The following is a 22575-nucleotide window of genomic DNA, read 5'->3' on the forward strand; positions in this document are numbered from 1 at the left end:
ATGAAGCGCGCCCGTCCGTCTGTGACGACGACGCCGGAGAGTGTCCCGGCGCGCTGACTGCTGAGTTGATGTCGAAGCCCCGGGGTGAGGGACCCGGGGCTTCGGTCGTTGCAGCGGGTTCTCGCCCCCCACGCAGGAAAGAGGGAGACCCGTGAACTCGATGGAGCCCGCGTACGACCATCGGCGGCTCGGGCGGGAGCTGGAGCTCTTCGGCACTGATCCGCTGATGGGGGCCGGGCTGCCGTACTGGCTGCCTGACGGGGCCGTCGTACGGCATGTGCTGGAGGAGTATCTGAGGGACGTCGAGCGGCGGGCCGGGTATCGGCACGTCTACTCGCCCGTGCTCGGGAAACGGGAGCTGTACGAGATCTCGGGGCACTGGGAGCACTACCGCGACGACATGTTCCCGCCGATGCAGGTGGGCGCGGAGGAGGTCGTGCTGCGGCCGTCCCTCTGTCCGCATCACGCGCTCATCTATCGGGCGCGGGCGCGGAGTCATCGGGAGCTGCCGCTGCGGATCGCCGAGTTGGGTGGGATGTATCGCGCCGAGTTGTCGGGTGTGCTCGGTGGGCTCACCCGCGTCCGGGGGATTCAGCTCAACGACGCTCATGTCTTCTGCACCGGTGAGCAGGCCGTCGACGAGGCCTGTGCCGCGCTGGAGTTGATGCGGCGGGCGTATGCCGATCTCGGGATCTCCGCCGCTCGGTACCGGCTGTCGTTGCCGGGGGCCGGGGGTAAGTACGTCGACGACGACCGGCTGTGGCGCAGGGCCACCGAGGTGTTGCGGGACGTGCTCCACGCGGCCGGGGTGGCCTACGAGGCCGTGGAGGGGGAGGCCGCCTTCTACGGGCCCAAGATCGATGTGCAGGTCGTGGACGCGGCGGGGCGGGAAGCCACCCTGTCCACCGTGCAGATCGATTTCCATCAGCCCGAGCGGTTCGGGCTGCGGTACGTCGGCGCGGACGGCGGGAAGCACCGGCCCGTCATGGTGCACCGCAGCGTCATCGGGAGTGTGGAACGGGCCGTCGCGCAGCTCATCGAGGTGCACGGGGGCGCGTTTCCCGTGTGGCTCGCGCCCGTGCAGCTGGTCGTGCTGCCGGTGGGGGAGGCGCAGCGGGAGTGGGCCGAGGAAATCGTGCGGCGGGCCCTGGCCTGTGGGGTGCGGGCCGAGGCGGCCGGGGCCGATCAGGGGTCCTTGGGCGCTCGGATCCGGGCCGCGCGCTTCGTGCCGTACCAGGTCGTCGTCGGGGAGCGGGAGGTCCAGGGCGAGGCGGTCGCCCTGCGGCTGCGGGACGGACGGCGGATGGGGAGCCTGAGCGTGGAGGAACTGCTGCGCCGGATCGCCGCCCGCGTGGCGGCTCGCGGCACCGCGTTGTGGGAATCCGCGTAGGGTCGCTCGCGTAGGCAGGGGCCGTACCGGCCCGGTGAGAGGAGCCCCGCGTGAAGGAGCCCCGCGTGAACGGTCAGCCCATCCCGGTGATCATCGACTGCGACACCGGCGTCGACGACGCCTTGGCCCTGCTGTTCGCCGTACGGCACCCGGCGCTCGACCTGCGCGCCGTCACCTGCGTCGCCGGGAACACCGACGTGGACGGCGTCGTACGGAACACGCTCACCGTGCTGGAGCAGGCCGGCGCCGGTGACGTACCCGTCGCCCGGGGTGCCGCACGGCCGCTGGTCGAGGCGCCGCGGTCCGCCCGGCATGTGCACGGGCACGACGGGATGGGCGACCTCGGGCTGCCCGCGCCGACCCGTACGCCGGTGGACGTGGACGCCGTGACGCTGCTGCGCCGCGAGATCCTCGCCTCCCCGCGGCCGGTCACCCTCATCCCCACCGCCCCGCTCACCAACATCGCCCTGCTGCTGCGCACCCACCCGGACGTGACCGCCAACATCGAGCGGATCGTCTTCATGGGGGGTGCGGTGGCCGCCGGGAACGCGACGCCCGTCGCCGAGTTCAATGTGTGGCACGACCCGGAGGCGGCCGCGATTCTGCTCACCGCCGGGGTGCCGATCACCATGTACGGGCTGGATGTGTTCACGCGGGTCGTCGTCCCGGCGTCGGACGTACGGCGGCTGCGGGCCGCCTCCGAGCCGGGTGCGCGGCTCGGGGGTGAGCTGCTCGCCCATCGCGGTCCGGGGACGGAGGAGGATCCGGCGGGCGGGCTCGGCGATGCCGGTGCGGTCTGCGCGGTCGCCGATCCCGCGGGGCTCACCACGCGTGAGCTGCCCGTCGAGGTGTCTCTCGCGCCGGGGCCGACCCGGGGGCAGACGATCGTCGATCTCCGGCTGCGGCCCGGTGAGTCCGAGATCCACGGCGAGGCGCGTGAACAGCCGCTGGTCGATGTGGCGTGGGACATCGACGAGGAGCGGTACGTGAAGCTGTGGCTGGCGACCGTGGAGGGGTAGCCACGGGCCGACCTGCGCGGATGCGAGGGCGTCCGGGTGGGCCTTCACTGGGGGGAGGACAGTTCCTTTCGGGCTGGAGGCGGCCATGGCCGGTTACCGGACGCGGTGGGCGGTCGCAGCGGTCCTGGTGGGGGGCAGTGGGCGCCGGGACGGTGGGATGTGGGGGCGGCGGTGAGGACGGGCCGGGTGCGCAGGCCAGTGAGGCCGCCTCGCAGGCCGCGGACCTGTGGGCGTCCGCCACGGCGGAGGCGGACCGCAGGTTCGGCGACATCGACGAGATCAAGGAGGACGTCGACGTCACGAAGGACGTCACGCTCGGTGATCCGGTGAGCGGGCGGGACGGGCGGACGACCGTCGAGGTCAGTGTGCGCAACACCGCCGACAGCACGAGATCCTTCGCCGTACAGGTCAACTTCACCGACCCGGACGGGGACTTCCGGGACGCCGTCGTGCTGACCGTGTCCGACGTGCCGGCCGGGGAGACCCGGCAGGGCACGGCCCGCAGCACACACGAGCTGTCCGGCGAGGTGCGCGCGGAGGTGGCGCGGGCGGTGCGGTACTGACGCGGTGGGCGGGACGGCCGCCGTATCACTCGGATGGGCCAGTTCGCACACGCACCGACCCGGCCGAACCCGTCCAATGGACGGGACCGCGACGGACAGCCACGGCCGAGCGACGAGGCGGCGGCGATGAGCGAGACAGCGGGATCGAGATGAGCGAGACAGCGGGACCGATGGGCGCGATGGACCCGGTGCACCCGGAGCACCCCGGGCACCAGCATCACCAGGAGCACCCCGCGCACCCAAAGCACCGGGGTCACCAAGAGCACCCCGCGCACCCTGCTCACCCGGAGCACCCCGCGCACCCGGAGCACCCCCAACCCCTCAGCACCGCCAGCACCCAAGAGCACCGCGCAGAGCACCCCATGCACCAGGAGCACCCCAAGCACCGAGAGCACCCCACGCACCCGGCGCACCCGGTGGCATCCGGCGACCACGACCCCATCGCCTTCACCGAGCACGACTACGCCACCCGGATGCGCCGCGCCGCCCATGACGCGGCCGCCGCCGGGCTGTCGGGGGTGCTGGTCACGCCCGGCCCGGACCTGGCGTGGCTGTGCGGGTACCGGCCGCCGGTCACCGAGCGGCTCACCCTCCTCGTCCTCACCCAGGACTCCGAGCCCCGCCTCCTCGTCCCGGTCCTGGAGCGGCCGGACGCCGCGGCCGCGCCGGGGGCGGGGGCGGTGCGGATGACGGAGTGGCGGGACGGGCAGGACCCGTACGCCGCCGCGGCCGGGCTGCTGCGGCCGGGCGGGCGGTACGGCGTCGGGGACGCGACCTGGGCGCTGCATCTGCTCGGACTGCAGGAGGCGCTGCCGCTGACGACGTACCGCGCGCTGAGTGCCGTACTGCCGATGCTGCGGGCGGTGAAGGACGCGCACGAGGTGGAGCGGCTGGCCGCGGCGGGGGCGGCGGCGGACGCGGCGTACCGGGAGATCCTGGACGTGCGGTTCGCGGGGCGGCGGGAGGCGGACGTGGCCGCGGATCTGGCGCGGCTGCTGCGCGAGCACGGGCACGGTCAGGTCGATTTCACCGTCGTGGGCTCGGGCCCGAACGGCGCGAATCCGCACCATGAGGCGGGGCACCGGGTGATCGAGGACGGGGACATGGTCGTCCTCGACTTCGGTGGGCTCAAGGACGGGTACGGCTCCGACACCACCCGTACCGTGCACGTGGGCGAGCCGAGCGCCGAGGAGCGCAAAGTGCACGACATCGTGCGGGTGGCGCAGGAGGCGGCGGTGCGCACGGTGCGGCCGGGGGTGCCGTGCCAGGAGATCGACCGGGTGGCGCGGGCGGTGATCGAGGAGGCCGGGTACGGCGAGTACTTCGTCCACCGCACCGGCCACGGCATCGGCGTCACCACCCACGAGCCGCCGTACCTCGTCGAGGGCGAGACGCAGCCGCTGGTGCCGGGGATGTGCTTCTCCGTGGAACCCGGGATCTATCTGCCGGGCCGGTTCGGGGTCCGGATCGAGGACATCGTGACGTGCACGGAGGACGGCGTGCGGCGGCTGAACGACACGCCGCACGAGATGGCCGTCGTGGCGTAGGAGTACGGGTCACTCCGGGCCGGTGACCTCCACGCCGGCCGGACGCAGCAGCTGGTCACCGACCCGGTAGCCGGGGCGCAGGACCGCCGTGCAGGTCGGGCGGGGCCAGGCCGGGGAGACATGGTGGGCGAGCGCCTCGTGGCGCGCCGGGTCGAAGGGGTCGCCCACCTCCCCGAACGCCACCAGGCCCAGCGCGCCGGTCTGCTCCTGAAGGGCCTCGGTGATCTCCCGCAGCCCCGGAGTCATCGGCTCGTGCGCGCACGCCCGGTCCACCGCGTCCAGCACCGGCAGCAGCCCGCGCAGCACATTGGCCACCGCGATCTCCCGTACGGCGAGCCGGTCCCGCCGTACCCGCTTGCGGTAGTTGTCGTACTCGGCCTTCACGCGTTGCAGGTCGGCGGTGCGCTCGGCCAGCTCCGCGCGGGTGCTCCCGCCGGAGGGCTGGGTTCCGGCCATCCCGGCCACCTCCTCGCCCAAGCGAGCTGTGCCTACCAGCCCTGGGTAAGCCGAGGGCCGCGGCTTGTCAAGGGGAGGCCTGCCCGGGCAGGGGGTCAGCGGCCGAGCCAGACCGTGGTGTCCGGGCCCAGGCGTCCGTCGGGCTCCAGGGGGGCGCTGGACAGCAGCGGATCGCCGGGGGGCAGGGGCACGGGGCGGCCGGAGAGGTTGGCCAGGCAGCGCCAGCCGTCGCAGCGGACGAAGTGCAGCACGCCGGGCGGGGTGTCGTCGGCCCAGGTCAGCGACTCGCCCTGGAGCAGCTTGCGGCGCAGCCGCAGGGCCGTGCGGTACAGCTCCAGGGTCGAGTCCTCGACCCCGTCCTGGGCCTCGACGGCGTACGACGCGAAGCTCGCCGGCTGCGGCAGCCAGGCGCCGCCCGCACCGAAGCCGTACGACGGACCGGTCGTCGTCCACGGCAGCGGCACCCGGCAGCCGTCGCGGCCCTTGCGGACGTGGCCCGTCTGCTCCCAGATGGGGTCCTGGAGGACGGCGGTGGGCAGGTCGGCGACCTCGGGGAGGCCGAGTTCCTCGCCCTGGTAGACGTACGCCGATCCGGGCAGCGCCAGCATCAGGAGCGTGGCGGCGCGGGCGCGGCGCAGACCGGCCGCCGCGTCGACGGTGGGCGCGTTGCCGCCGGACAGGAGCCAGGCGTCGGCGTCCGTGCCGGGCGGGAGCATCAGGCGGGTGGCGTGCCGGATGACGTCGTGGTTGGACAGCACCCAGGTGGCGGAGGCCCCGGCCGCGTGCGCGGTGGCGAGGGACGCGGTGATGACCTCGCGGAGTTCGTCGGCGTCCCAAGGGGCCTTCAGATACTCGAAGTTGAAGGCCTGGCCGAGTTCGTCCGGGCGGGCGTACAGCGCCCGGCGGGCGCCGGGGACCCAGGCCTCGGCGACCGCCATGCGGGGCGGCGAGTAGGCGTCGAGGATCTTGCGCCAGTCGCGGTAGATCTCGTGGACCTCGTCGCGGTCGAAGAAGGGGTGGCTGCCCGGGGGCAGGGTCGCGAGGGCGGCCTCGTCACTGAGCTCGGGGGCGCCGAGGTCGCGGAGCGGTTCACCGAGGTCCTTGGCCAGGGCGTGGGCTACGTCGACGCGGAAGCCGTCGACGCCGCGGTCCGACCAGAAGCGCAGGGTGGTGCGGAAGTCGGCGCGGACCTCCTCGTTCTCCCAGTTGAGGTCGGGCTGCTGGGGGGCGAAGAGGTGCAGGTACCACTGGCCGTCGGGGACGCGGCGCCAGGCGCTGCCGCCGAAGACGGACTGCCAGTCGGTGGGCGGGAGTTCGCCGTGCGCGCCGCGGCCGTCGCGGAAGACATAACGGTCCCGGGCGGCGGAACCGGGCCCGGCGCGCAGCGCCTCCTGGAACCAGACGTGCTGCTGGGAGGTGTGGTTGGGGACGATGTCGACGAGCACCTTCAGGCCCAGGCGGTGCGCCTCGGCGACCATGGCGTCGAAGTCGTCGAGGGTGCCGAGGCGGGGGTCGACATCGCGGTGGTCGGCCACGTCGTAGCCGCCGTCGGCCAGTTCGGAAGGGTAGAAGGGGCTGAGCCAGAGGGCGTCGACCCCGAGGGCGGCGAGGTGGGTGAGGCGCTGGGTGATGCCCTTCAGGTCGCCGAGTCCGTCGCCGTCGGCGTCGGCGAAGCTGCGGGGGTAGACCTGGTAGATGACGGCCTGGCGCCACCAGTCGGGGCTTTTGGGGGAGAGATCGGCAGTGCTCACTCGGGCTCCTCCTGGGGTGGGCTGCTCTGCGCCGGACGATACGGGTACTTTGTCCACATCCCCGGAAAGGTGAACCTCGGCGTGTGGGGACGGGCCGTTCGACGTCCGGCGGCCAGTGCAAGCCCGGGGCCGATGCCAGGTCAGTCAGCCCAGGCAGAGCACCAGTACGCAGAGCCGGGTTGACGTGGGCGTCGCCGTCGGTCCGGGGGGCGGCGTCGTCCCGGGGGCCGTGGGCTCGGTGCCGGTGTCGGCCGGGGGCTGGTCCGGTTGGGGGGTGGTCGGGGCGACGCTGGGGGCCGTGTCGAGCGGGGGTACGGGGGAGACGGACCGGTGCTGCGGGGCTTGCGGTGCCGCCGGGGCCGCGACCGGCGCCTCCGGGCGCGCGTGGTGCGGGGCGGGGGTGGTGGGGCGCTGCTGCGCACGGCTCGTCGTGGCGTCGGAGTCCGGGGACCGCGGGGCGCTCGGCCCGGTCGCGGTGCGCTGTCTCTCCGGCTGGCTGGGACGTACGCGCTCCACCGGCTGCCGCCGCGTGGTGTCCGGAGTCAGCTCGTCGGGGGCGGCGGCCGCCCGGGCGCGGTCGGTGGAGGCGCCACGGTCCATGGTGGTGAGGGTCAGTCCGCCGCCGGCCAGGGCGACCGCCGTCGCCACCAGGGCCCGGCGCCGGCTCTTCTTCCAGCGGACCCGCTGCCGACGCCGGGCCGCGCGGCCCTCCGGCAACGGCGCCGCCTCCGCGATCTCCGGCACCTGCGGGGCGTACACCGGCTCCGGCTCGGCCCCGGCCCGGGTGACCGGAGCGCCGTCCGGGGCGTGGGCGCCGCATCCGGGGCACACCAGGGCGCCGTTGAGATGCCGACGGCACGAGGAGCAGTAGTCCATCCGCCAGTAGTCCATCCGCGCGGTCTTCCTGAGTCGACAGCCCCCCGAACGGCCAGCAACGGTAACGACGGATTCCGGCCACTGGGTGCAGCCGATGTGACGCTCCTGCACAGATTCGCCGGGGCGGGAGCCGGCCGTCCAGGCTCCCTCAGGACCGGACTCGCGCGAACGTCGGCCCAACAGGCAACCCGCACACCGGTTTTCCCTGTCTCACAGGATGCTCACAGACTCTCGGGCGCCAGGCGCGTGGGGTGCGCCGGTACAGCGGTGGCCGGGGAGACGTGGGCTGTCCGGTCCGATGCCGCCCACGGGTGGCACTCGAAGACGAGGAACCGATGACCAGTCAGCAACACCGCAATCGCGTGAAGCGTTCGGCGCTCGCCGCCGGCACCGCGCTCACCGTCGTCGTCGGCGGTGCCGCGGTCGCCTCCGGGGCCGACCCGGCGAGCACCACGCCCGGCACACCGCAGCTCAAGCTGATCGCCGCGTCGAAGTCCGTGACGCTGGACCGCTGGGAGGGGGAGCCCGGGGTCTATCTCGACCTCGGGACGTATGTGACGGTCGACAACGCGCCGCTGGAGTTCAGGGTGACGCGGAAGTCGTACAAGAACCCGGTGGTCGCCCAGCAGATCCTGCGCCACGGCAACAGCGTCCAGACCAGGAAACTGCCCGCCGGGCTGGTGAAGGACTTCTCCGGGCTGCCCGGCTTCCTGGAGGTGTCGGTCAAGAACGCGGCCGGCGAGGAGGTCGCGCGGTCCAAGGGCACGTTCTGCCCGAACAACGCCTCGGGCCGGATCCGCCCGGACGCCCCGGCGACCTCGCACTACCCGGAGAGCTGCCCCACCAACCCGTGGACGCTGGGCTCGGTGTGGGGCGTGGAGAAGGGCTGGGCGTCCAACTCCAGCACCGTCGACTACGACAAGCCGGTGGATCTGCCGGCCGGTGAGTACACGGCGAAGGTGGCGGTGGCGAAGAAGTACCGCGACCTGTTCGGCATCCCGAACGACCAGCCGACCATCAAGGTGACCGTCCGGCAGGTCGGTGACGGTGGTGAAGGCCAGGGCGCGGCCGCCTCGCGCTCGGGCGCGCGGCACGGCGGGCACGGCGGCCACGCCGCGGGCGGACCGGGCGCCGCAGGCGGACACGGCGCCCACCACTACGGCCCCCGCGGCGCGGACGCCCCCACCCCGCCCCAGCTGTCGCACGCGCTTCAGGACCGAGGGCGCGCCTCGCACCTGGGCGACGGGCCGGGACACACCGACGGCTCGCGGATCGCGCCCGCGCTGACGCCCAACGCCAAGCGGCCCACCGGGCGCGCGGGCGTCCCGGCGGGCGTGCCCAAGCCCGACCTGCGGTCGCTGCCGGCGTGGGACATCGCCATCACGGACGGCGAGGACGGGGACGTACCCGGCAAGGACTACCTCGCGTTCAGCGCGAACGTGTGGAACGCCGGGCCCGCGCCGCTCGTCGTGGACGGGTTCCGCAGCCCGGGCGCGGACCTGATGGACGCGTACCAGTACTTCTACGACGCGAACGGCAAGCAGGTCGGCTACACGCCCACCGGCACCATGGAGTGGGACCCGCGCATCGGGCACGAGCACTGGCACTTCACGGACTTCGCCAGCTACCGGCTGCTGAGCGCGGACCAGACCAAGGAGGTGCGCAGCGGCAAGGAGGCGTTCTGCCTGGCCAACACCGACGCCATCGACTACACGGTGAAGAACGCCAACTGGCACCCGTACAACACGGACCTGTCGACCGCGTGCGGCCAGCAGAACTCCATCTCCGTACGTGAGGTGCTCGACGTCGGCTCCGGCGACACGTACACCCAGTACCGTCCCGGCCAGTCCTTCGACATCACCGACCTGCCGAACGGCACGTACTACATCCAGGTGATCGCCAACCCGGAGAAGCGCCTGCAGGAGACCAACCTCAACAACAACGTCGCCCTCCGCAAGGTCGTCCTGGGCGGCGAACCGGGCGCCCGCACGGTCAAGGTCCCCCCGCACGGCCTGATCGACGCCCCGTGACCGCAGCGGTCGGCGCCGCATGACCGCCCGACGAACGCCCCCGGCCGCCACGCCGGGGGCGTTCCCCTGCTGGCGCAGCCACCGTTTCTTCCGCACCACCTGCGCGTTGGTTCCGTTGTGCACTGAGCGATGCCCAGCAGACACGGTCGCGAACCGGTCGTCTCCCGTGGGCAGGCGAGGCGAACGGAGAATGCTGTGCGAATGACCGACATCCAGCGCTGCGAGATCCGCCCCGGGCGGCTCGTGGAGTGGACGCTGCATCCGGCGGCCGTCGAGGCCGCGGCCGACATGCCGGAGGACGCCCGGCCGCCCGCGTACGTCCAGGAGTCCCACGTGCGCACCGCGCGTTCCGTGCGCGAGGACGGCCTGTTCGTGCCGACCTGGCTCGGCGCGGCGTTCGACATCCCGGGCCGGGTCGATCTCGACGTACTCCAGGAGGCCCTGCGGGCCTGGACGCTGCGGCACGAGACGCTGCGCAGCGGCTTCCGCTGGATCGACGACGACATGCGGCGCTTCACCCTGGACGCGGACGTGGTCGTCCTGCACCGCAAGGACCGGGGCGCCTTCGGCGACGCGGCCAGGCTGACCCGGTATCTGCAGGACCGGTTCGACACCGTGGCGGACGCGCTGAGCTGGCCCAACTTCATCTACACCGCGGTCGTCCGCGACGAGGACACCAGCGTCTACATGGCGTTCGACCACAGCAACGTCGACGCGCACTCCATCCACCGCATCCCCGCCGAGATCCACGGGCTGTACGCCTCCGCTCTCGGCGGCCGTCGCCTCGACGCGCCCCCCGTCGCCAGTTACGTCGACTTCTGCGCCCTGGAACGCACCGAGGCCGACCGCCTCGACGACACCCACGAAATCGTCGCCCGCTGGCGGGAGTTCATCGCCCAGTGCGACGGCAGGCTGCCCAACTTCCCCGTCGAACTGGGGCTCGACCCCGAAGGGCCGCTGCCCACGCAGAAGTTCATGCAGGAGATGCTCGTCGACGGCGCGGCCGCCGCCGCCTTCGAGGCGTACTGCCGGCCGTACGGCGGCAGTCTCGTCGGTCTCCTCGCCGCCACCGCGCTCGTCGTCCGCGAGATCACCGGCCGGCAGGTGTATCGCACGGTCGTGCCCTTCCACACCCGCGTGCGCTCCCAGTGGTCCGACTCCGTCGGCTGGTACGTCGGCGGCGCCCCGATCGTGGTCCCCGTCGCCGAGGCGCCCGACTTCGACAGCGCCCTGCGCATGGTCCGCAGCACCCTGCGCGAGAACCGCCCCCTGTCCCGCAAGCCCATCGCCCGCGTCCTCAAGCTCCTCGGCGCCGACTTCCGCCCCACCTCCCCCGACCTGTACTCCATCGTCTCCTTCGTCGACGCCCGCGCCACCACCGGCTCCGAACGCTGGCAGGACCTGAAGGCCTACGGACTGATCCGGGTGTCGTACGGCGACCAGGTCTGCGTCTGGCTGACCCGCCTCCACGAGGGCCTCCAACTCGCCAGCCGCTACCCGGACACCGACATCGCGCGGAAGAACATGCGGCTGTTCACGGAGCGCCTGCGGGACCACATCGTCGCCGTCGCCCACGGGGCCCTCGTCACCGGCCACTCCGGCGTACGCCCCGCACCCCACGGGTAGTGGACCGGTGTGGCGGAGCCGGGGGAGCAAGGGCTGGACGTGGCGCGCGTCGCCGAGATACTCGTGGCCGCGAGGCCCGGGCGGCGGGGGTCCGGGTATCGGGTGACGAGCGAGTGCGTGCTGACGGCCGCCCATGTCGTGGCCGGGCCGGCCGACTCCGTGCGCGTCCGCTTCGACGCCGACCGGCCCGGTGAGTGGAGCGCCGACGCCCGCGTCGTCCTGCTGGACGAGGCCGCCGACGTCGCCCTGCTGGAGCTGACCGGCACCCCGCCCGGCCTCCCCGCCGTCCCCCCGCCCCGCTACGCCGCCGTCCCGGACGCCGACGTGGTGCTGCCCTTCAGCGCCATGGGCTTCCCCCGCTTCAAGCTCCGCAAGGACACCGCACGGCCCCTGGACGACGGCTCGCCCAGCCGGTACCGCGACTCCTGCCATGTCTCCGGCACCGTCTCCGTCCTGTCCAACCGCCGCGAGGGCACGCTCGAACTGGCCGTCGTCGTCCCGCCCGCCGACGTCGAACCGGAACGCTCGCCGTGGGAGGGGATGTCCGGCGCGGCGGTGTGGTGCGGGGGCGCGGTGATCGGGGTCGTGAGCGCGCACCATCGCGCCGAAGGGCTGGGGCGGCTCGCGGCCCGGCGGGTGGAGCGGTGGTACGACGTCCTGTCCCCGGCCGCGCTGGAGCGGTTCGGCCGGTACGCCGGACTGCCCCCGCGCACCGAACTCGGCTCCGCCGACGGCACCGAGGCGCCCCGCCCGGTCACGCCCCTGACCGGGCTGCCCGGCGAACTGCCCCTGCGCGAGCTGGTCGACCTCGTCGACGCCCTCACGGCCCTGCCCCTGCTCCGCAGCGGCAACGGCATGGCCCTGCTGCTGGACAGCATCAGCGACCGGATCGCGGCCAACAGCCCCCGCGACCCCCGGCTGCGGATGGACGTCTACGGCGTCGTGCGCACCTGCCTGCGCTATCCGGGCACCCTCGACCAGCTCCTCGAAGCGGTACGGCTGCTTCAGGGGCCGTCGCCGGAAGTGGAACGGGTCGACCGGGCCGCCGCCCGGCTGGCCGGGCGCCACCGCTGACGTGATCTCGCCCGGGCGGCCGGGATATGGGGTTTCGACTTGTGCCCCGCTGGGTCATGATGGTTGAGACCGACAGCGCGGACTCGTAGGCACGGGAGGGGACTTGGCAGCCGTGGAGCAAACGATGCCTGCCGTCGAGTCTTGTCTCGTCGATCTCTCGGGGGTCTCTCTTGAAGCGCTGCGCTCCATGGATGGCACGGCCTTTACCGAGTCGCTGGAGCAGTTGCTGCGCCACATCGACGGCCCGCAGGCCATCACGGTGTCGTACAACCCGTCCCGGTTCGACTGACCCGGCCGTGGTGACGGGCATCGACCCGTGGGGGACCCGTGGCCGCTGACGCCATGACGACGGGGGATCTTCTGCAGTTCCACCGGCTGTCGACGGCCGGCGCCCTGGCGCTCGCCCGCGGCGACGGCGACGGCGCGGTCGTGGCGGAACTGCTCGGCGCGGAGCGCAGCCGTCGCCTGCTGCTGATGCGGGCCCTGGACAACGCGCTCCCCCGCGACGACGACCCGGCCGACGACACCCGGGTGTCGTACGCGCAGGCCTGGGCGCTGCTGGAACGGGCGCAGCGGCGGGCGCCCGAGGCGTTCGAGGACATCCTGATGTCCCCCAACACGGGCATGTGGGTCTCCCTCGCGGTGCGCCGGGTGCGCGGACGCGTCTACGAGGACGCCCCGCGGTGGGTGGTCGTCGGCCATCTGGCGGCGCTGGCGGCCGCCGCGGGCACGCGGGCCGGGCTGGACTTCTCGATCACCGTCCCGGTGCGCCGCGGGCTGGTTCCGCTGCCGACCCTGGGCTGCGCCGTCCTGCCGGACCCCCACCCGTGGACCACCGCCCGGGTGACGGGACGCGCGGGCCGGCTGCGCATCACGGGGGCGCGGGGCGCGGTCGTCGAGGTCGCGCCCGGATGGGTCCGGCGCGGCCCGGGTTGGCTGCCGGTGCGCAGGCTGACCCTGGGATCCGGGGCGGACGCGAAGTCGCTGGTGCTGGAGGAACTGGACCCGTACCGGACGTTCCCCCGCCCGAGCGAACCCCGGCTGCTGTCCACGGCGGAGGCGGCGACCTGGGAGTCGATGCTCGCCGACGCCTGGAAGGTGCTGCTGCGCGACGATCCGGTCAGCGCCGACGCCATGCGCCAGGGGCTGATGTCGGTGGCTCCCACCCCGCCGAGAGAAAGGTTTCGGCCGCACAGCAGCACGGCCGGCGACGCCTTCGGCGGGCTCACGGCCTCCCGCCCCGACGACGTACCCCAACTCGCCGCGACCCTGGTCCACGAATTCCAGCACACCAAGCTGGGCGGCCTCATGCACCTGGGCCCGCTGACCGAGCAGGCCCCCGACCCGCCGCCCCCCGCGTGGCTGCACTACGCCCCCTGGCGTGATGACCCCCGCCCGCTGGGCGGACTGCTCCAGGGCATCTACGCCTTCCTCGGCGTGACCCGGTTCTGGCGCGCCCACCGGCACACCGCCGACCCCTCGTACGCCCCGCTGGCCCACTTCGAGTTCGCGATGTGGCGCACGCAGGTGTGGTCCGTGCTCAACGAGGTCCGCGGACACGAGCAGCTGACGCCGCTGGGGCGGTGGGTGCTGGACGGTCTGAGCGAGCGGTGCGCCGAGTGGATGACCGACGAGGTGCCCGCGGCTCAGCTGCGGCTGGCCCACGAGGTCGCGGGCGACCACCTGACCCGCTGGCGGGCGCACCACCTGCGGCCTCCTGCCGCCGCCGTGGAGGAGGCCGTACGCGACTGGCGACGCGGCTCCGCCCGGCCGCCGGCCGCCCTGGCCGCCGAGCCCGCCCTCGTCCCCGACACCGAGGCCCGCCACCTGGACAGCGCTGCCGTCCTCGCCCGCTACCGGCTCAGCGATCCCGACGGGACCTGGCGGCACACCGTGGCCGGGAGCGTCGACGGCGTCGAGGCCTCCGACGTCCTGCTGATCCGCGGTCACCGCGAGGAGGCCCGGGCCGCCTACGCCGCCCGGCTGTCCGGCAAGGGGGCACCCGTGGCCGCCTGGGCGGGCCTCGGCCGCTCCCTGTCCGGCGACCCGTCCCACGAGCCGGCCGCCCGCCTGCTCCTCGGCTTCCCGGAACGGGCCCGGGCCGTGCAGGACGCCCTCATCGCGGCGACCGGCCGGGGCGCCGACCCCGTACGCCTGGCGACGTGGCTGGGGCAGGACGCGGCGCCCTAGATGCGGTCCCTCACAGCGGCAGTGGGTCGATGTCGCAGTTGGCGCGTTGGCCGTCGCGGAACTGGGTGGTGGCCGGGTGTGCGGTGCCCGACTCCACCTGCAGCCGCGGGGCGTCGAGGACGCGCTCCATGCGTGCCAGCGTGTCGGCGCGCAGGGCGGTGCCCCGCTCCTCCTCGCCGACGGAGACGAGGTCCACCGACAGGTTGCCCGCGCAGGCCAGCGTGGTGGGGTGGTTTTCCCCGAACGTGGTCCGGCACAGCGCCAGAGTGTCCTCGCCCCGGCGCCGGGCCTCCTCGTGGTGCCCGAGAGCGGCCAGGTCGCTGGCCAGGTTGATGGCGCTGATGAGGGCGAGCGGATGCCCCGCGCCGAGCCGGTCGGACAGCGAGCCCAGTGCCGTCTCGTCCAGGCGCCGCGCCTCCTCGGGCCCGCCGAGCAGTCGCAGCGTGACGGCCAGGTCGACGTCGGCGGACAGGACGTGCGGGTGGTGCGGGTCGTAGATCTGCCGGTAGCCCTCGGACGCCTTGAGGCCCCGGGTGCGGGCCGCCTGGAGGTCGCCGTTCTGCCGCAGCGCCACCGACAGGGTCAGTGCGGCGGCCAGCGACCGGGGGTGGGTGTCGCCGTAGCGGCGGGTGAACTGGGCGTGTGCCTCGGTGGCCAGCTCCAGCGAGCGCGGGTGGTCGCCCTCCTTGCGGCAGGCCTCGCTCAGCTGGCGCATCGCCTCGATCGTGGCCGGGTTGCCCTGCCCGAAGACGTCGCGGTAGGCGGCCAGCACGGATTCCTGCAGGGCGCGGGCACCGACGTAGTCGCCGGTCTCGCGCACGTCGATGGCCACGTTGTTCTCGGTGGTCAGGGCCCGCTGGTCGTCCCGGCCGAACAGGCGCAGCTTCAGGTCGAGTGTGCGCCGGTCGAGCTCCAGGGCCTGGCGGAAGTCGCCGACCAGACGCAGGCTCACCCCGAGGTTGTGGGTGATGTTGAGCGTCGTCGGGTCGTCCTCGCCGAAGGCCCGGCGGGCCCGTTCGTAGGCGATTCTGTCGAGTTCGGCGCCGGTGGCGAAGCGGCCCTCGACGCGGCGTACGGCCGCTTCCAGCTGGAGCGCGTCGAGCGCGTCCTCGCGGGTGTCCTCCTGGTCGGCCGGGGCGGTGCGGTCGTAGACCTCCCTGAGGTGGGCCACCAGCCGGGCCGCGTCGTCGAACCGGCCCACCACCCAGTACATGAAGCACAGCCACTGCCCCATGAGCAGCGTCTGCTGGTCCTCCTCGCCGAAGATGGTCAGCCAGGCCTCCCAGGTCTGCTCGGAGAAGTCGAGCGAGACGTCGTGGTCGCCCCAGTAGTACAGGTACTCGGCGATGTTCCGCACCAGCTGGCGCACCCACGGCTGGTCGGACTTGATCGCGTCGGAGGCGATGACGTGGCTGTAGAGCTCCGCGTAGCGGGGCCAACTCGCCGGATTGGTGGGCGTCTTGGGGTCGGCGGCGGCCAGCAGGGTGTGGGCGCCGTGGCGCATGCGGGACTGCTCCTCGGGACTCATGCGGTTGTTGAGGACGAGCTGCACCAGGCGGTGCATCTCGATGGAGTTCGTCCGGTGGTCGATGCGGGCGAGGGAGTAGCGGTTCACCTCCCTTATCGCCCGGGCGAGCCGCATCGGGTCGTTCAGCGCCGCGTCCAGCTCGGGGAAGATGCTGCTGTTGCCGAGGCCGGAGAAGATCGAACGGGAGATCGGGTCGGGAGCGAAGTAGGAGCACAGCTGGAGCAGCCGCAGCGCGGCCGGGCTGCGGGTCTCCAGGTGGTCCAGGGAGACGTTCCAGGCGGCGGCGACGGGGAGTTGGTAGTCCGGCGGCGGGGCCACTTCCAGCAGCTCCATCCGCTTGTTCTCGAACAGCCGCAGATACTCCGAGGCGGGCATCCCGGTCTCCGCCCGCCAGGCCGCGGCCTGTTCCAGGGCCAGCGGCAGGTCGCCGAGCGCCTCGGCCAGCGCGTCGGCCTCGTCGTCGCGCAGCGGCGGGCCGGAGCGGCGCAGCAGCTCCTTGCTCTCCTCGCGGGTGAACACGTCCACTTCGAGGGAGCCGCCGACCTGGCCCCAGCGCCGGTTGCGGGAGGTGACGAGGATGGTGCCGTTGCCGCCCTGCGGGAAGTAGTGGCGGACCTGCTCGGGGTTGTCGGCGTTGTCGAAGATCAGCAGCCAGCGGGAGTACGGCCGTCCCTCGCGCAGCGCCTCGCGGACGGCGGGTCCGGCGATGTTGGCCTCGGTGGTGGTGACCAGGCCGAGCCGCTGGGCCAGTTCCACCAGGGCCTGCCCGATCTGGCCGGGCCGCTCGGCGGGGATCCACCACACGATGTCGTACTCGGACTGGTGGCGGTAGGCGTACTCGATGGCCAGCTGGGTCTTGCCGACGCCGCCCATGCCGTGGATCGCCTCGGGCAGCACGGTGGTGGTGCCCTCGCGCAGCCGCTGGTCGAGCAGTTCCAGCAGCTCGGTGCGCCCGGTGAAGTTCGGGTTGCGCGGCGGCAGGTTCCCCCAGACGCGCGGCTGTGTCGCGCGGTCCTCCGTCTCCACGGTCCGCTGGGGTGATGTCGGCATCTGCGAGGCTCCTTCGGAGGCGGTCCGGGGCGCGGGGCCGGGGTCGGCTTCGGTTGCCGCGGGGGCCGAAGCGGACGGTACCGGTTCCGTCACTGCACGTCGTGGTTTCTCCAGGCTGACCGCGTAACGCCGATCGTGCCAGCTCAGCACCTGCGCCAGCATGGCGGCACGCTGGTCGTAGCGGCCGGACAGGGCGCGCAGGGCGGTCAGCTCCACTCGGAGGAAGGCGATGTTGCGGCTGCCGACACGCGGCATCGCCAGGGTGTCCAGCGGCTCGGTGGGGGGCGGCAGCAGGGTGCGGGCGATGTCGTCCGCGGCGAACAGGGCGCGCACCTCGCGCAGCACCCGGGCGGTGGCGCTGCGCCGCCCGAGGGCCAGCAGCTCCTTGCGGATGTCGGGGGCGAAGGTGAACACCACGTCCGCCGGGCCCTCGCCGTGCTCCCAGGTGGGCCGTACCAGACCGCTGATCAGCAGCTCGGAGACATGGACCGGCCCGGCGTCCGGGGTGGTGGCGACGACCCGGCGGATGACGGGCAGGCTCAGCGGCGCGGCGGCCAGCCGGGTCGCCAGGGCGAACCCGGTGGGGCTGGCGACGGCCCGGAAGTCGGAGACCCGTTCGGCGGCGGGCACGGTGCTGAGCGGGTCGGGCAGTTCCTCCGCCCAGGGCAGTGCGCGGGCCGCGTCGGGCCGGCTCTTCCACTCGCGGGCCTGAATGGCGGACAGATCCAGCCATTCGGGCTCCGGCCCGGACACCAGCCGGGTGAGCGCCACCGCCCACGGCTCGGTCAGCGCCAGCACGGGTACGACGACGGCGGTGGCGTCCCGCTCGGCGCCGGCCTCGTCAATGTCCCGCAGCCCGGCCGGGGGTTCGCGTTCCTCCCAGTCCCAGGCGCTGTTGGCGGCCCAGCCGCGCGGGGCCCGGATCCGCACCCGGTACACGTCCAGGCCGGTGCGGAACCACAGATGCTGCGGCAGCAGATGCACCACGGCGACCGGGCAGGTCCGCCCCCAGCCGCGCAGCAGTGGCTGCACGGCGCCGAGCCGCCAGCCGGCCGCGAGGCCGTCGGTCAGCACCAGCACCACGCGGCGGGCGTTCTCGGGGGCGGGGCCCAATGGCTCCTCAGGGCTGACCCGGGCCGGGTCGGTCTCGTCGGTGCCGAGCAGCCGTACCACCCGTACGCGGGTGAAGGCGCCCGTCCGTTCGAGTTCCTCGACCAGGTCGTCGCGGACCGTCTCGTACCACACCCGCATGGTGGGGTGGGTGTCGATGACCAGAACCGCTTCCGCGGGCTGCGGCCCGCCCGGCTGCTGCCCGAGCAGGCTCAGGACATGAGCGGCCTCACGGCGTGCCCGTGCGGACTCTTCCGGTCGCTGGCCATCGTCATCATGCATGCGTGCCCTCAAGGCGTCGTAGTGACGATGAGCGGGTGGCGGAGTCCCGCAGACCCCCGGCATGCGTGACAGCCACGGGCAAAGCCTGACAGCGGTTCCGTTCGTGAAGCAAGTACGCACGGGGGCTCGCGCCGGGTGCATGCGAAAGCATGACGGAAGCAGTGAGGCCGACCTGAAACACAGGCGGGCGGATACGCGCACGCTTGTTCAATTCGGGTCACCCTTCGGCTCGCGGGCGGGCGTTCCGTGCACCTCCGACCCGGTCGGCCGGTGACCCCGCGCAGGAGCGGGTCCCGGGGGCACGGGTCTGCGGTCCGGGTCGTCGAGCAGGATCGCCAGATGGCGTCCCACGTGGTTGTCCCACCCCTCGGGCCCCAGGGCCAGCGCCTCCTTGCGCCATCTTCCGGTCCGCTCCAGCAGACCGGCCAGCCCGCGGTCCTGCACGATGTCGGCGACGGCCTCCTTGAAGGCCGGGTCGGAGCAGTCGCCGCGGTGCCAGATCATGGCCGGGACGCCCGCCCGCAGGCCCGCGAGGTACTCGTGGCGGCCGGACGGCGAGTCGGTGCCCGGCGGTTCGCTGAGCACCAGGCAGACGGCGTGCTCGTCCTCCTTCAGCTCCCGCTCCAGATGGAAGTGGGAGTGGCCGGGCCGGTTCCAGTAGGAGTGGGTGTCGGCCGGGCGTTCCTTGAAGTGCCGCCACTTGTTGTGCCAGGGCCGGTGCCAGGCGGCCCTTCGGAGCCGCTCGAAGCTGCGCACCAGGACGGCGTAGTCCATCACCAGCGGGGTCGGGGCGGGGGAGTCGGACTCCTTGTGCCACCACTCGACGGGTTCGCCGAGCAGCTCCCACGGGAGGATGAACTCCAGCACCACCGGTTGGCGCAGATCCGACCAGCGTTCCTCCGTCTGCTCGATGAGCTGTTCGACCTCGGAGGGGAGTTCGTCGCGGTGCAGATGGAGGGTCTCGCCGGGCACCGGATGCCAGCCCTCCGCGTCCGACTGCCGCCAGTGCGAGAGGTAGTAGCGGTCGCGGTCCACGCCGTCCGGCTCGAACTGGATCATCAGATACGCCGGCATCAGCGAGGACGCCACCGGTTCGGCCACGCCGCTGTCGCGCTGCCACTGGGCCATCTTGTCCTCCAGGCCCCAGGTGCGGGCCTGCCGGCGGTTCCAGCGGCGCAGCCGCTCGGCCGCGTCCACCTGCCCGTCCTCCACCAGCTGGTCGGCGGCCAGGGACAGGAACGCCATGCTCACCGGGAGTTCCTTCGCCGCCGAGTTGTCACCGGCCAGCCGCAGGAACACCGCCCAGCCCGTGTCGCACCACGGCGGCAGCTCCTGGGTGCGCGAACGGCTCGCCCGGCGGGCCATCGCCGCCAGCGTGGACGCGGAGCGGATCTCCTGGAGCGGCGGCCGCAGCGGATGCAGATCGGCCCCGTCGAAGAAGTCGACGGCCTCCCACTCGTCCACCAGCCGCAGCAACGCCGTCACGGAGGTCGACTGCTGCTCGACATACCCCAGACAGCGCACCAGGCAGGGCAGCCCGTCGGGCACGCCCGCGCACTTCTCCACCAGGTGCAGCAGCCAGGGTCGTAACGCCTCGCCGCGTAACGGCTCCACCGGGGAGCCCAGTTCCTGCCCCAGCATGGTCACCAGCAGGTCCGCGCTGCTGGTGTGCCGCAGCGTGGCCGACTCCTGGAGTACGTCGACGACATCGGCGACCAGCTCGTTGCGAACCCGTGCAGGGCTGCGCCCTTCCACCCCCGTGACCTCCCGACCCGCCACCAGTCCCGCCTGAGTTACCACTGACAGTGCCGACCAGCGTACGGCCAGTCGTCCCCCCACGTCAGGGGGTCGAAACGAGCGTGCTGCGCCCTAGCGTTCACCCTCCGCCTCGTCGCCCGTGATCAGCACGTCGTGGTGGGTGCCGTCCGGGGCGACGAGCTTCGGGTGCAGGGTCAGGCAGATCCGGTGCGTCCGCGACGACTCCACCTGCGCCTCACCGCCCGCCTCCACCACCCAGAACCGCACCTTCCCCCCGGCCCCGCCCGTGCGCCCCACGGCGACGGTCGCCTCGATCTCCACCGGCCCCAGCTCGAACCGCACGGGCCCACCGCCGCCACCGGCCAGCGCGGAGTTCAGCTCCTGCCTCAACTCCCGGATCATTTCGGCTAGTTCGACCATACGGGGATCCTAGCGGCGGGAGCGAAGGGGAAACACCGGGTCTCGCCCGGCGGCTCAGGTCCGGCCCTGGCCGGCGCGCAGGGCCTCGACCGCCAGCCGGGCCGCCGTACCGATGACCGCGTCCGCCGCCGGGAGGGTGGCCGCCGGGTGGGCGGTGCGGGTGAAGACGGCCACGGCGTACCGGCCGCCGTCGGGGTACTCGACGACACCGACCTCGTTGCGCAGGGTCGGCAGGGTGCCGGTCTTGCCGGCGACGTGGACGTCGTCGAAGGGGAAGCCGGAGGCCAGGCGGTGCGGCCAGACCTGCAGGCCGAGCAGGCGGCGGACGGCGGCGGCGTGTTCGGGGGCACAGGCCTCGTCCCGCCATACGGCGCTCAGCAGGCGGGTCATGTCGCGGGGCGTGCTGCGGTTGGTGCGGGCCGGGTCGAGGGCCCTGAGGCGGGTGAGGACGTGCGGGTCGGTCAGGATCCGCGCGCCGCCGGGTCCGGCGTCCTCCCTGAGGGTGGCGAGGAGTTCGCTGAAGGTGTGCACGGCGTGCGTGCGGGCGAGGCCGAGGCGGGCGGTGGTGCGGTTGACGGCGTCCAGGCCGACGCGGTGCAGCAGCAGGTCGGCGGCGGTGTTGTCGCTGACGGCCGTCATCAGGTAGGCGAGGTCGCGCAGGGACATCCGCACGGGGTCCAGCATGGCGGCCAGGCCGGTGGGGCCCGGGGTGCGGCCGCCGGGCGGGCAGTCGACCCGCTCCGTGAGGTCCAGGTGCCCCGCGGCGGCCAGCTGGTGCAGGGCGACGAGCAGACACAGCTTGTGGACGCTGCCCGTGCACACCGGCTGGTCAGCGCCCGCGTCGAGTTGTGCGCCGGTGTCGATGTCGACGGCGTGCAGCCAGCCGGTGACGCCGGCTTGGGAGAAGGCCGTGTGGAGGCGGCTGAGGGTGTCGGTCACAGCCAGTACTCCGATGCCGGGCGGAGGTGGAGGGGGCGGGTCGGTACGTCAGGGGTGGCGGTGGTGGTGCTGCGCAGGGCGTGGGTGGCCGCGTCCGTGAAGGCGGTCACCGCCGTGCCGCCGCGTCCCTTGGGCCGGGCGACGGAGTGCCGCCAGGCCAGCGGGGCACCGGCCAGCGGGCGCCAGACGAGGTCCGGGGCGGCCACGGTGTCGCGTGGGGTGAGCGCGACGGCCCCGGCGGACAGCACCAGGCCGCGCACGAAGCTGGTGCCCTGGGCGTGGCGTACGGCGGGCGGGGCGTAGCCGTTGCGGGCGCAGGTGGTGAGGAGGTCGTCGTACAGCGCCGGGGCGTCGCTGCGCGGGAAGAGGATCAGGTCGTGGCCGGTGAGGGAGGCGAGGGGCACCTCGGTGAGGCCGGCGGCCGGGGCGCCGGGCGGCAGCAGCACGCCGAGCTCGCGGCGCAGGACCGGGCCGAGTTCCAGGCCGGTGATGTCGCAGGGGTGGTGGATGAGGCCGACGTCCAGGTCCCGGGAGGCGAAGCGGGCCAGCTGCTGGGCGGTGGACAGCTCGTGCAGTTCCAGTTCCGGCGCGGCACGGTCGTGGCGCCGGTCGAAGTCCGCGAGGAGGGCGGCGACCGTCTCGCCGGAGAGATCCGGCGGCAGCGCGGCCCGCAGCAGGCCGGTCTCGCCGTCCCGGATGCGGTGCGCGGTGGCCAGCAACTCCTCGGAACGGGCGAGCAGCTCACGGGCCTGCGTCAGCAGCAGGGCCCCGGCCTCGGTGATCCGCACCTGACGGCTGGTGCGCTCGAACAGACGGACGCCCAGTTCGCGTTCCAGCCGCTGGATGCGCTGGGACAGGGGCGGCTGCGCCATGCCGAGACGGGCGGCGGCACGGCCGAAGTGTGACTCTTCTGCAACAGCCACGAAGCACTCCAGGTGCCGAACCAGGTCCACGACCAGCGACCAT

The 22575-nt window shown here is 73.3% G+C and carries 17 protein-coding genes; 9 read left to right on the plus strand and 8 right to left on the minus strand.

All coding sequences use genetic code 11. The features are described from left to right. Positions 1-160 precede the first annotated feature (160 nt). The 4 genes from thrS to KWI83_RS22175 all read left to right on the plus strand — a co-directional run bounded on the left by thrS (position 161) and on the right by KWI83_RS22175 (position 4519). Positions 161-1390: a threonine--tRNA ligase gene (gene thrS / locus KWI83_RS22160; protein ID WP_218516152.1), complete on the plus strand. Its 1230-nt coding sequence runs from the start codon at positions 161-163 to the stop codon at positions 1388-1390. Positions 1391-1455: 65 nt separating this feature from the next. After that, positions 1456-2409, plus strand: a complete 954-nt coding sequence (locus KWI83_RS22165; RefSeq protein WP_218516113.1) for a nucleoside hydrolase — start codon at positions 1456-1458, stop codon at positions 2407-2409. Between the two features lie 137 nt (positions 2410-2546). Next, positions 2547-2972, plus strand: a complete 426-nt coding sequence (locus KWI83_RS22170) for a hypothetical protein (RefSeq protein WP_218516114.1) — start codon at positions 2547-2549, stop codon at positions 2970-2972. Between the two features lie 473 nt (positions 2973-3445). Further along, the gene (locus KWI83_RS22175; RefSeq protein ID WP_256362652.1) at positions 3446-4519 is read left to right on the plus strand and encodes an aminopeptidase P family protein; all 1074 of its coding nucleotides are present in this window, start codon (positions 3446-3448) and stop codon (positions 4517-4519) included. Positions 4520-4528: 9 nt separating this feature from the next. On the opposite strand, the gene grpE is transcribed toward KWI83_RS22175, so the two are convergent. The 3 genes from grpE to KWI83_RS22190 all read right to left on the minus strand — a co-directional run bounded on the left by grpE (position 4529) and on the right by KWI83_RS22190 (position 7617). Continuing rightward, positions 4529-4975: a nucleotide exchange factor GrpE gene (gene grpE, locus KWI83_RS22180; protein WP_218516116.1), complete on the minus strand. Its 447-nt coding sequence runs from the start codon at positions 4973-4975 to the stop codon at positions 4529-4531. A 95-nt stretch (positions 4976-5070) separates the two neighbouring features. Continuing rightward, positions 5071-6726: a glycoside hydrolase family 13 protein gene (locus KWI83_RS22185; protein WP_218516117.1), complete on the minus strand. Its 1656-nt coding sequence runs from the start codon at positions 6724-6726 to the stop codon at positions 5071-5073. A 144-nt stretch (positions 6727-6870) separates the two neighbouring features. Further along, complete coding sequence (locus KWI83_RS22190; protein ID WP_218516118.1) at positions 6871-7617, minus strand: hypothetical protein; 747 nt, start codon at positions 7615-7617, stop codon at positions 6871-6873. A gap of 320 nt (positions 7618-7937) precedes the next feature. Here KWI83_RS22190 and KWI83_RS22195 point away from each other — a divergent pair, with 320 nt between their 5' ends. The 5 genes from KWI83_RS22195 (at position 7938) to KWI83_RS40035 (ending at position 14522) form a co-directional block, all read left to right on the plus strand. After that, positions 7938-9632, plus strand: coding sequence for a lysyl oxidase family protein (locus KWI83_RS22195; RefSeq protein WP_218516119.1), 1695 nt, complete (start codon positions 7938-7940; stop codon positions 9630-9632). A 201-nt stretch (positions 9633-9833) separates the two neighbouring features. Then, on the plus strand, positions 9834-11258 hold the full coding sequence (locus KWI83_RS22200; protein ID WP_218516120.1) for a condensation domain-containing protein: 1425 nt from the start codon (positions 9834-9836) through the stop codon (positions 11256-11258). 9 nt (positions 11259-11267) lie between these two features. Beyond that, complete coding sequence (locus KWI83_RS22205) at positions 11268-12332, plus strand: trypsin-like peptidase domain-containing protein (RefSeq protein ID WP_218516121.1); 1065 nt, start codon at positions 11268-11270, stop codon at positions 12330-12332. Between the two features lie 103 nt (positions 12333-12435). Continuing rightward, positions 12436-12621, plus strand: a complete 186-nt coding sequence (locus KWI83_RS22210; protein ID WP_171117266.1) for a hypothetical protein — start codon at positions 12436-12438, stop codon at positions 12619-12621. Between the two features lie 38 nt (positions 12622-12659). Next, on the plus strand, positions 12660-14522 hold the full coding sequence (locus KWI83_RS40035; protein WP_218516122.1) for an HEXXH motif domain-containing protein: 1863 nt from the start codon (positions 12660-12662) through the stop codon (positions 14520-14522). Between the two features lie 10 nt (positions 14523-14532). On the opposite strand, the gene fxsT is transcribed toward KWI83_RS40035, so the two are convergent. The 5 genes from fxsT to KWI83_RS22240 all read right to left on the minus strand — a co-directional run bounded on the left by fxsT (position 14533) and on the right by KWI83_RS22240 (position 22562). Further along, positions 14533-18492 (minus strand): FxSxx-COOH system tetratricopeptide repeat protein, encoded by a 3960-nt coding sequence (fxsT, locus tag KWI83_RS22220; RefSeq protein WP_218516123.1) that lies wholly within the window; start codon positions 18490-18492, stop codon positions 14533-14535. A gap of 207 nt (positions 18493-18699) precedes the next feature. Further along, positions 18700-20247 (minus strand): hypothetical protein, encoded by a 1548-nt coding sequence (locus KWI83_RS22225; RefSeq protein WP_218516124.1) that lies wholly within the window; start codon positions 20245-20247, stop codon positions 18700-18702. Positions 20248-20361: 114 nt separating this feature from the next. After that, the gene (locus KWI83_RS22230; RefSeq protein ID WP_218516125.1) at positions 20362-20670 is read right to left on the minus strand and encodes a trypco2 family protein; all 309 of its coding nucleotides are present in this window, start codon (positions 20668-20670) and stop codon (positions 20362-20364) included. A 54-nt stretch (positions 20671-20724) separates the two neighbouring features. Then, entirely contained in the window at positions 20725-21609 is an 885-nt protein-coding gene (locus tag KWI83_RS22235) for a serine hydrolase (protein WP_374106346.1), read from the minus strand. Further along, the gene (locus tag KWI83_RS22240) at positions 21606-22562 is read right to left on the minus strand and encodes a LysR family transcriptional regulator (RefSeq protein ID WP_308122134.1); all 957 of its coding nucleotides are present in this window, start codon (positions 22560-22562) and stop codon (positions 21606-21608) included. Before KWI83_RS22240 ends, KWI83_RS22235 begins: the two co-directional genes overlap by 4 nt. Between the last annotated feature and the right edge of the window lie 13 nt (positions 22563-22575).

It is taken from the genome of Streptomyces sp. TRM70350, assembly GCF_019219825.1.
Lineage (GTDB): Bacteria > Actinomycetota > Actinomycetes > Streptomycetales > Streptomycetaceae > Streptomyces.

What these genes read in the sequence shown, in the direction of transcription:
- thrS (WP_218516152.1), top strand. Translation starts at nt 161, where the DNA reads ATGGAGCCCGCGTACGACCATCGGCGGCTCGGGCGGGAGCTGGAGCTC.
- KWI83_RS22175 (WP_256362652.1), top strand. Translation starts at nt 3,446, where the DNA reads ATGCGCCGCGCCGCCCATGACGCGGCCGCCGCCGGGCTGTCGGGGGTG.
- grpE (WP_218516116.1), bottom strand. Translation starts at nt 4,975, where the DNA reads ATGGCCGGAACCCAGCCCTCCGGCGGGAGCACCCGCGCGGAGCTGGCC.
- KWI83_RS22190 (WP_218516118.1), bottom strand. Translation starts at nt 7,617, where the DNA reads ATGGACTACTGGCGGATGGACTACTGCTCCTCGTGCCGTCGGCATCTC.
- KWI83_RS22195 (WP_218516119.1), top strand. Translation starts at nt 7,938, where the DNA reads ATGACCAGTCAGCAACACCGCAATCGCGTGAAGCGTTCGGCGCTCGCC.
- KWI83_RS22200 (WP_218516120.1), top strand. Translation starts at nt 9,834, where the DNA reads ATGACCGACATCCAGCGCTGCGAGATCCGCCCCGGGCGGCTCGTGGAG.
- fxsT (WP_218516123.1), bottom strand. Translation starts at nt 18,492, where the DNA reads ATGCATGATGACGATGGCCAGCGACCGGAAGAGTCCGCACGGGCACGC.
- KWI83_RS22230 (WP_218516125.1), bottom strand. Translation starts at nt 20,670, where the DNA reads ATGGTCGAACTAGCCGAAATGATCCGGGAGTTGAGGCAGGAGCTGAAC.